The organism is bacterium, assembly GCA_035380285.1.
GTDB lineage: Bacteria > Auribacterota > Erginobacteria > Erginobacterales > DAOSXE01 > DAOSXE01.
Map to the genome: position 1 here is coordinate 1 of DAOSXE010000055.1, position 8906 is coordinate 8906.

The 8906-nt window shown below is 60.5% G+C and carries 7 protein-coding genes; 3 read left to right on the top strand and 4 right to left on the bottom strand.

The window, feature by feature from the left end:
- Positions 1–291: 291 nt before the first annotated feature.
- The gene (locus tag PLZ73_12300; protein HOO78654.1) at positions 292–834 is read right to left on the bottom strand and encodes a nitroreductase family protein; all 543 of its coding nucleotides are present in this window, start codon (positions 832–834) and stop codon (positions 292–294) included.
- 620 nt (positions 835–1454) lie between these two features.
- On the opposite strand from PLZ73_12300, the gene PLZ73_12305 reads away from it, so the two are divergent.
- From PLZ73_12305 to PLZ73_12315, 3 genes are all read left to right on the top strand, one after another.
- Positions 1455–1922, top strand: a complete 468-nt coding sequence (locus PLZ73_12305) for a YaiI/YqxD family protein (protein HOO78655.1) — start codon at positions 1455–1457, stop codon at positions 1920–1922.
- 499 nt (positions 1923–2421) lie between these two features.
- The gene (locus tag PLZ73_12310; protein ID HOO78656.1) at positions 2422–2970 is read left to right on the top strand and encodes a helix-turn-helix domain-containing protein; all 549 of its coding nucleotides are present in this window, start codon (positions 2422–2424) and stop codon (positions 2968–2970) included.
- A gap of 322 nt (positions 2971–3292) precedes the next feature.
- Complete coding sequence (locus PLZ73_12315; GenBank protein ID HOO78657.1) at positions 3293–4246, top strand: hypothetical protein; 954 nt, start codon at positions 3293–3295, stop codon at positions 4244–4246.
- Positions 4247–4309: 63 nt separating this feature from the next.
- On the opposite strand, the gene PLZ73_12320 is transcribed toward PLZ73_12315, so the two are convergent.
- The 3 genes from PLZ73_12320 to PLZ73_12330 all read right to left on the bottom strand — a co-directional run bounded on the left by PLZ73_12320 (position 4310) and on the right by PLZ73_12330 (position 8805).
- Complete coding sequence (locus PLZ73_12320; GenBank protein HOO78658.1) at positions 4310–4480, bottom strand: hypothetical protein; 171 nt, start codon at positions 4478–4480, stop codon at positions 4310–4312.
- 246 nt (positions 4481–4726) lie between these two features.
- Positions 4727–6544, bottom strand: coding sequence for a tetratricopeptide repeat protein (locus PLZ73_12325; GenBank protein ID HOO78659.1), 1818 nt, complete (start codon positions 6542–6544; stop codon positions 4727–4729).
- A gap of 263 nt (positions 6545–6807) precedes the next feature.
- The gene (locus PLZ73_12330; protein HOO78660.1) at positions 6808–8805 is read right to left on the bottom strand and encodes a VCBS repeat-containing protein; all 1998 of its coding nucleotides are present in this window, start codon (positions 8803–8805) and stop codon (positions 6808–6810) included.
- Between the last annotated feature and the right edge of the window lie 101 nt (positions 8806–8906).

Sequence of the window (8906 nt, forward strand, 5' to 3'; positions counted from 1 at the left end):
AGAGAGCATAGGGAAAACCCCTCCGCCACGGACCCTTTAGGGTTCGGGGTTCAGGGGGATTGTGGTGGGGCTTACGCTATGCTCTATGCACTATGCTCTTTGCTTCTTACCACAGAGGACACAGAGGGGCACAGAGGATTTTTAGAGGGTTGAGGACGGACTGAAGATGCCCCATGGGGGGCAGTGGGAACCACGATCCTGTCCCCTCATCTGCGTAATCTTAGTTTCACCATGAAGCGGTGGGGGGCTACTGAATTCTGAATTCTTCCCCCGAACCCTTGTTGCACCTGATTACTCTGATGATCCCGAGTCAGGTGCCCGGTATCCTACCGGCTGGGAGAGGATGACTTTCTGATGCGGGAGCAACCTCATCTTTTTTTCCAACGCCGGTTTATCGATCATTCCCAGTACCACCGTTCCCAGCCCTTCCGAAGCGCAAAATAAATAAACGTTCTGACTGATGAAACCGGTATCGGTAGCCGAGTAAAAATCTTTCTGATCTTCCCCGGCCCGGCCCATGCGCGATCGGTCGGCGACATAAATCAGGTCGACCGGCGCCACCTGGGTAAATCCTTGAAGCCCGGTCAAAGCCCTGATGTCTTCGGCCAGGACCGGTTTCAAGGCGTGGCCGGTCGCTTCATAGAGGTAGAGGCCTTGAGGTAAAGCCACATAAATATCGATCTCCTGCCAATTTACGGCGGAGGGAGCGGTGCGCTTCCCGGTTTCGGGGCGGTTGATCCCGAACGCGGCCCAGAGCAGGTCGGACAGCACCTGGTCCGGCAACGGCTTGGTATCAAACTCCCTATGGGTACTCCGGTCCCGCAGCACCTGCATCAAGGGGCGGCCTCCATCCATCCGAGGGGGGAGAAGCGAAATCCTCCCCTCTGCCGGGGTCGGCTGCGCCGAGACACGGGCAACGAGCACCAGAAAGAAAACTACGGCAGGGAAACAATAGTTTCTGCTCATAAGGTTCCTCCGTATTTTAACTTTTACCACACCATACTATACCCTGTTCATGCTCGAGCCGCTCACAAGATTGCTTCGTCGCTAAAGCTTCTCGCAATGACCCTACTTAGAACCTGAACCCTGAACCCTGAATTCTTCTCCCGATCAGAGTAATCAGGTGCGATAAGGGTTCAGGGTTCGGGGTTCAGGACGTGACGGCATTTGTCCCTGATTTAAATATTGCCCCATCAGAGTTAATCAGAGTAATCAGGTGCAAAATTCTTCAGGCTCCACGGCGGGGGCTGCTGAATACTGAATTCTTCCCTATCGGAGTAATCAGGTGCAAAATTTACCTGTTCCTCAATCTATGAAACCCGCCTGCAGGCAGGTCTGTAGATCTCCCCTGGAGGTCTTTTTCGCACTTTTCTTTTCTGTATCTTCAAATTTCAGCGGTATATACTACTAATTCGAAACAGCCGGCGGTCGAAGTGGAAAGTGAGGTTTGTAGTTTGTCCAGTATTTTCGTGGATGCCGATGCCTGTCCGGTCAAACAGGAGGTTTACCGCGTCGCTTCGCGTTATAACCTTGAAGTTATTTTGGTGGCCAATTCCTGGATGCGGGTTCCCACCGGCAGGCCGGTAAAACTGGTAGTAGTCGAAGACGGGTTCGACGCCGCCGACGATTGGATCGTCGAACATATACGGCGCGGGGATATCGCGATAACCGCCGATATCCCGCTGGCGAGTCGATGTTTGAAGAAGGGAGCCCATGTGGTCGGTCCTACCGGAAAACTCTTCACGGACGACAATATCGGTCAAACCGTGGCGACCCGCGATCTCTTGTCGGAGCTGAGGAGTTCGGGAGAGATCATGGGGGGCCCCCCGCCCCTGACGCAGCGCGATCGATCCCGATTCCTGCAGGCGCTTGACTCGGTCGTCCAGACGATACTGCGGCGAGACCCCTCTGGGGCGGCCTGACTTGTTACCGTCCTGTTCCGGTTTTGTTCTCCCATCCTTCCCGCGGGTTTCCCGTTGTATCGTCGAGGGGGGTCTCATCGGAGGTTTTCCGGCGGTAATTGCAAGGAGCCCAAAGCCGGTTCGGCGTTCCCCGAGGGAGAAAACAGGCCGAAATTCCCCCGCGTCGGGGAAACGTACCATTCCGGGCGGCAGCAATAAGCACCGTCATTTTCGGCTCGACTCCGGCGGAAAACGTTGTCCGGTACAGTGACGGAATTCGATTTATGGAAGCTTTTATATGAGAATTTCGGCGCCGATGTAGAGTAAACATAATTATTCAACTTTTATGGCGCTGATTTAATATATTTACAGTGGATATCGGGAGTGGGACTCTCTCTCTATATTTTACTTTCTCAAGTTGAAAGTATAGGAATACATATTGCAATATTGAAATTTGTCTGTTACATTACAAAATAATCAAAAGTTGAAAACCGCCAACTGCAACCGCAAGGAGGAACGTATGGCGAAAATATCAACTTCTCTGGACGCCCAGATCGCGGCCCTGGTAAAAAAGGAAATCGGGAGCCGGGCCGGGGGACGGGACAAGGCCGTCGATAAGGCCGTAAAACTTCTGGGACAGGCACTGGAAGCGTTGACGGCGCTCCAGAAAGGCCCGGCGGCTAAAACCAGGCGGGGAAGAAAGCCCGGCCGGAAACCGGGCAGAAAGCCGGCGGCCAAGGCCCCGGCCGGCGCCGGGGTGACTCCCGCACAGATCAAGGCCATCCGGAAAAAGCTCGGGCTCAACCAGGCCGAATTCGCCAAGAGTATCGGCGTGAGCGTGGCCTCGGTTTCGGCCTGGGAACAGGGCCGGGTCAAGCCCCGGGCGGCCAAGCTGGCCAAAATCCGTTCCCTGGACGCCGGCGGCGCAAAAAAAGCCGCGGGCAAAACCCGCAAGCCGGCGCGCAAGACCGTCCGCACAAGCGGCAGAAAAGTCCGCGCCCGCAAGGCCACGGGCGCTCCGCAGGCGGCTGCGGCTCCCGCCGCCGCGCCCGCGGCCCCGCAAAGCTGATTCCGAATTCCAAGACCGGCTTAATCGAACAGGGCGGCTTCCCTGGAGGAAGCCGCCCTGTTTAATCGTCCGGCGCGTCTCTTGTTCGTTCCGATAGGGGATGTTTTGAGGCGGTGCCGCACGCCGAAACAATATTATCGGAACCGTGGAAGAACGAACGGTTAAGGTATGGAAATGACACTACGCACGATATTTATTTAAGAGAAGTCCTTGATTCATAAAATATATACTCTATTGCATGAAAAACCATTTGTCAGTCGTACATCCCCGAAAAGGGACAAAACTCGTATCCGGGTTTGAGCCTTGACAAAAGAATAGTCTGATGAAACGGATTGCCGTGGTTGTTTTGGCGATGCCGATTTTTGCGGTGGAAGCGTCCGTGAGAACCCCGACGCCCGTTTCCGGTATTACTCCGGTTTCTCCACCGTCGGTGCCTGTACGGATTGCTTGTGACGGGAAATGGCAATGGCATCTCCAAGGAGTTGCTTTGAGTGATAAGAATCCTAATGCGATCTTTTGGTCGATGGCAACCGAGCTGGTGAAAACTGATCTTGATGGATCGATTGATAGCCAGATCGCGATGCCCATGCATTCCGGCGACCTGTGTATCTCCGGAGGAATGGTGTATGTCGTCGTGAACAAAACCAATTGCTGGAACGGCGGCGGCGATCCCGATAACTGGGTTTATGTCTACAATGAAGACGATATTTCCGCCGGTACCGTCGCCGAATATCACTTGGTGGATCCCGATGGGCGCCAAGAAATCCCCGGTGGCGCCGGTGCGATTGCGCGTGACGACGATTATTTTTATATCAGCGGCGGTTTGCTTCCCGGGTCTGTGAAATACAAGATATATCGATATGCCGTCGATTTCGATACCCCCGCCGAAGTTTATATCGACACGGGGTCGATTCCGCCGATCTCCGGGATACAATGTCTTGCTCTCGATTCTTCCTCGGGCTGGATCCTCTGCGGTATGTACGGCGCCCAGGCGATGTATGTCTCTCGAACTGGAGAATACGGCGGTGCCCTTCGAAGTGGTAGTTGTGCCTACGGCGTCATGAATTGGTCCGGTTCAGTGTACGCTCGCGGACGGCTTTCCGGGTCTACCGGAAAGTTCACCGCGTATCTTTCTTTCTTCGATATGCTCTTACCCCCGGCGCCGGTATCGGCGGAACGCGATTCTTCCGCCGTGAACTCAACGGAAACTCTCCCGGACGGTTATCGGCCCCCTGCCGGATCGGTTGATTCATCGCCGTCCCTGTCCGGGTACTGAGCCGGGGTGGGGGAAGTGAAGCTGCAAAAGAAGCCCCCGCGCACCGGGTGCCGGCTATTTTTCTTACAGGGCTTTGGCTTTATCCCAGTTGGTTTTGGCGATACGAATGATCCGGCGATCGGAACCGTGTACCTGCATGGAGACGATCCATCGCCTCGGGATCCAACAGATCCGGTTGTTTGCATCCCGGATCTTGACGGCTTTCCCGGTCTGATGGAGAAGCTCCGCTTCCACGGCAACTAAATCTCCCGGCCCGGAGGACAGTGGGGATTCGTCTTCCCGCCGGCGCGCGGAAGCCCCACCGAGTCCGAAGAGGAAACTAAAAAAGGGTTTTCCCCGCCGCCGTCTTGGAGGCGATTTCCTGGGGGCGAAGAGGAGACCCTGGTATAAAAATCTTTTCATACTTCTCCCGGTGTGCTCCCCGGTATGTGCCGTTCCACCCCGCCGCGGCCCCGGCATCCCGCCGTCGTGGCGGCGGAGTCATTCGGTCCCGCAATCGCTTCCATCCGACGGCAAGTTCCCGCCGCCGCTTTTTTCCGTCTCCCGCAGGGCTATGTCCAAGTTGCGGCGCGCCTCGGCGTAGCCGGGGTTGAGACGCAGCGCCTCCGCGAAGTGCTTGACGGCCTCGGCGCGGTTTCCCTTTTCCGCCAGCTCGACGCCGAGAACGTTGTGGGCGACGTACAGGTTGTAGTAGGCGCCCCCGTTGCCGGGTTCGAGTCGGAGGGCCTCGGCGAAGTGGGGGATGGCCTCGCGCAAGCGCCCCGTCCGCGTCAACGCCGCTCCCAGGTTGTTGTGCGCCCGTCCGTAGTCCGGTTTGACGTCCAGCGCCTTCTCGTAATGAAAGATCGCCTCCTCCGGTTTGGCTTCGCCGTCGAGCGTTCGGCCCAGGTTATAGTAAGCCATGAAACTGCGGTCGTTGATTTCCAGAGCGTGGCGGAAGAGCGCGTCGCTTCCGGTCCAGTACCGCCTCTGCCGAATGCTGAGAAGCCCCAGCAGGCAGACGACGATGAGGCCGGCCCGGCCGACCGCCGGGCTCCGGAAGGACATGACCGCCCAGCCCAGGGCCAGCGCCGGGCCCAGCATCGCCAGATACAGGAACCGGTCGGCCACCGTCGAAAAAACCTGGAAGCCGTGCGGCACCAGGCCCAGCGTCGGCGCCGCTCCCACCGCGAAAATCCCCAGGGCCGTCAGCCATTGCCGCCTGCGCTTGTCCAGCGCCGCGGCGCCCGCGACCGCCGAGAGCATGATCCAGGGGAAATAGCCCCACGCGCCGTCCACGGCCAGGCGGGGGAGGCGGCCGTAGTCGATGCCGAGGTTCAGGGGTACGAAGAGCTTGAAGAGATAGAAACCGAGGGCGTCGCCCGCTATCAGGACCCGCCCCGGAATCGTCGCGACGAATCCGAGGGGGATTCCCCGCTCGGCGAACCGGGCCATGAACACGACCGGCACGGAGATCAGGATCCAGCCGATCAGTAACAGGCGGGGTTGCCGGAAGAGGGTGCGCGGGGTGTTCCCGCCCAGGCCCGGCTCCGAATCCGTGTATCTGAAATGCAGCAGCAGCCCGGCGATGAAGGGGACCGAAACCGCGGCCGGTTTGGAGAGGAGGGCGAGAGCGAAGGCCCCGGTGGCGAGCAGCCCATATCGTATCAGTCCTCTCCGATCTCTCGAGGCCGTACGTTCCGCGGTTGCGGCTCTCTCCGCGTACAGGAGATACGACCGGAGCGCCAGGAGGGAAAAGAATCCGCAGAGAAGGTCCTTCATGCTCGAGACCCACGCTACCGGTTCCACCTGGAGAGGGTGGACGGCGTAAAGAGCCGCCCCCACCGCGGCGGCGGCAACGCACCGGGGCAGGGAAAAGGCCTGGCCCCCGGCGCTTCGACCACGCCGTCCCCCGGACGGCCGGAGAAGCCGACGGCGGTCCTGCTCCCGGGACACGGCTCCGTCGCTGAAGAGCCGATTGAGGATGGCGAAGACCAGAAGAACATTGAGGATATGGAGGATGATATTGGCGGCGTGAAAGATATGCGGGTTGAAGCTTGTGCCGCCGGCTTCGGCTGAAACGGGTTGGGAGCACGCGGTCAAAAGCGCCCAGAGGGAAAAGGTGACGGGCATATACAGGCCTTCGTGGGGACCCTTCCAGAAATGGAGGACGTTGGAGAACGCGGGCGCCTTGAGGCAGGAATTGTTGTAGACGTGGATGTCGTCGTCCCAGCCCACGAAGTCATAGCGCCAGGCCGGCCCGAAGACGAGCAGCGTTGCGGCTATGAGGACCGTTACGATCGGATAGCGTGAATTCATCTCCGTAATTCGGCGGTAAACGTCGCCGCCGGCCGTGGGCATCGAAGCACCCCCGTCAACGCCCGCCTGTTCCGGTGGAGGGCAATCGCTCCCACTCCCGATTTGAGCATGATGTTCAAGCGCATGCGCTCACCGGCCGAGGCGGCGGGGGCGGCACTGCGGGCTTTCGGTCGAAACCGACGGAAAGACACTCCTCCCACGGTCCCCGGAGGGCCATTGCCGCCTTCCGGCCGGCGGAAGCCGCGGCCGTTGGGCATGTCTTTCTAGCGGGTGACCGGGTAATCCCCGTCCTCGCCGAAGTAGGCGCGGGTGACGGTCCGGATGAACCAGAGCCCCTTGCCGTGGCGGAAGACCGCGGGCAGATCGAGCACCCCTCCCGCGAACGCTCCGGGCACCGGGATATCGTTGAGGGAGCCGTAGGAGAAAGCCGCTCCGTCCTGGATCAGCCATTTGCCCTTGGCCGGGCGGTAGACCGCTATCTGATCCCGGGCCGGGGACCCGTCCCAGATATAGTAGCCGGGTACGGGGATGTCGCCGGGGATGCCGTACCAGGCCCGGGTCAGCCCCCTGACCAGCCAGCCCCCGCTTCCGGGGCGCCAGACGGCGATGTCGGCTGACCCGTCCCCGTCGTAGTCGGCCGGGACCGGGAGATCGCCGTCTTGACCGAACCAGAACTGGGTGACGCCCCGGACGATCCAGCGGCCGTCGGAAGGCCGGAAAGCGGCGGCGTCGGCCCGGCCGTCCCCGTCGTAGTCCGCGGGGGCGGGCGTGAGTCCGGAATCCAGGTAGAAACGGGTCAGGCTCTTGACCGCCCAGAGGCCGCTGCCGGGGCGGTAGACGGCGATGTCGGCTATCCCGTCGCCGTCGTAATCCCCGGGGACCGGGGTGTCCCCCGTCCTGCCGTACCAGGAAGCCCCCAGGTCCCAGACCAGCCACTTGCCCTGGTCGGGCCGGAAAACGGCGATATCGGAGCGGCCGTCGCCGCTGTAGTCCCCCGAAGCCAGGACCAGGAAGGGAGGGGTGGCCACGGGCGAAGGAGTGGGAGAAGCCGTGGGAGTAGGTGTCGCCGTCGGTGGTGGAGTTGGAGGGGCGGAAGGAGTTGTGGTAGCGGAGGGAGTCGGCGTGGCGGAGGGAGTCGGGGTGAGCGAGGGCGAGGGCGTCAGGGACGGAGTCGGGGTCGGGGTCGCCGACGGAGTCGGGGTGGCCGAGGGAGTGGGGGTGATCAGGCAGCGCATGAAGACTTTTCCCCCTTCCCCGTTGCTGTTGGAAACGCCGGCAAAGAGGCAGGGGTAACAGACGGCCAGGGAATGAACCGCCTCGTTGGCCGTATCGCCGAACCCGTTCTCGTTCACCTGGGTCCAGTCGGCCCAGCCATATTCCCAGACCTGGCCCCCCTCGGGACTGCCGGAGTCGTTTCCGGTCCCCACGTAGAGCCGGTCGTCGAAAACCGCCATCACCCGGGCGGCGTCATACTGCATGGCGTCGCCGGGATCGTTGCGGACGAACGCTCCCCCGGCGTATTCCCAGACCTGACAGGAAACGCTCCAGCCGGCCCCGCCGACGAAGAGCCGTCCTCCGAGGGCGGCGAGACTCCGGAAATCAGAAAAGTTATCGCCAAAGCCGCCTTCGGTCACCATTGTCCAGTCGGTGGTCCCGGGGCCGTCGCAGCGGTAGAGACGGGCCCCGTCCGCTGTGTTATAGACTCCGGCATAGACTTTGCCGTCGTAGACCGCCAGGCTCCTCACCCCCTGGTTGTTGCTGTCGCCGAAGAAATTCTCGTTGATCTGGGTCCAATCGCTCCAGTCGTAGGTGAAAACGGCCGCCTGCCACGAGGTTCCCACATAGAGCTTGCCGTCGTGAACGATCATGGCGGAAGCCCAGGTGTTGTCTTCATCCCCGAGGCCGCCGGTTGCGCGCCGCGTCCAGGAACTCCCATCGTAAGACCAGATCTCGAAACCGTCCGCGTTGTTGGCGGTCCCCACGAAAAGCTCGTCATCGAAGACGGTCAGGCAGTGGGCGCCGCGGTTGTCGGAAGTTCCGAAGCCGCCGTCGGTCATAACCGCCCAGTCGGTGGGTTCATCTCCCTCCCACCGCCAGACTTCGCAGCCGTCGCTGTTGTTCCAGGACCCGGCATAGATAGAGCCCTCATAACAGGCGAGAGCGAAGGCGGAAAAATTATTCACGTTGCCGAAGCCGTCCTCGTTGATCTGGGTCCAGGCGGTCCAGTTTCCGGTGGGGACGGGCAAAGGCGTGGGAGGCACAGAAGGGGTGGGAGTCGGGCTCGTCGACGGCGTCGGTGTTTTGTATCCGAAAGGGGTGGGGGTGGCGCTGGGCGTGGTGGTCGGGGTGGTCGACGGCGTCG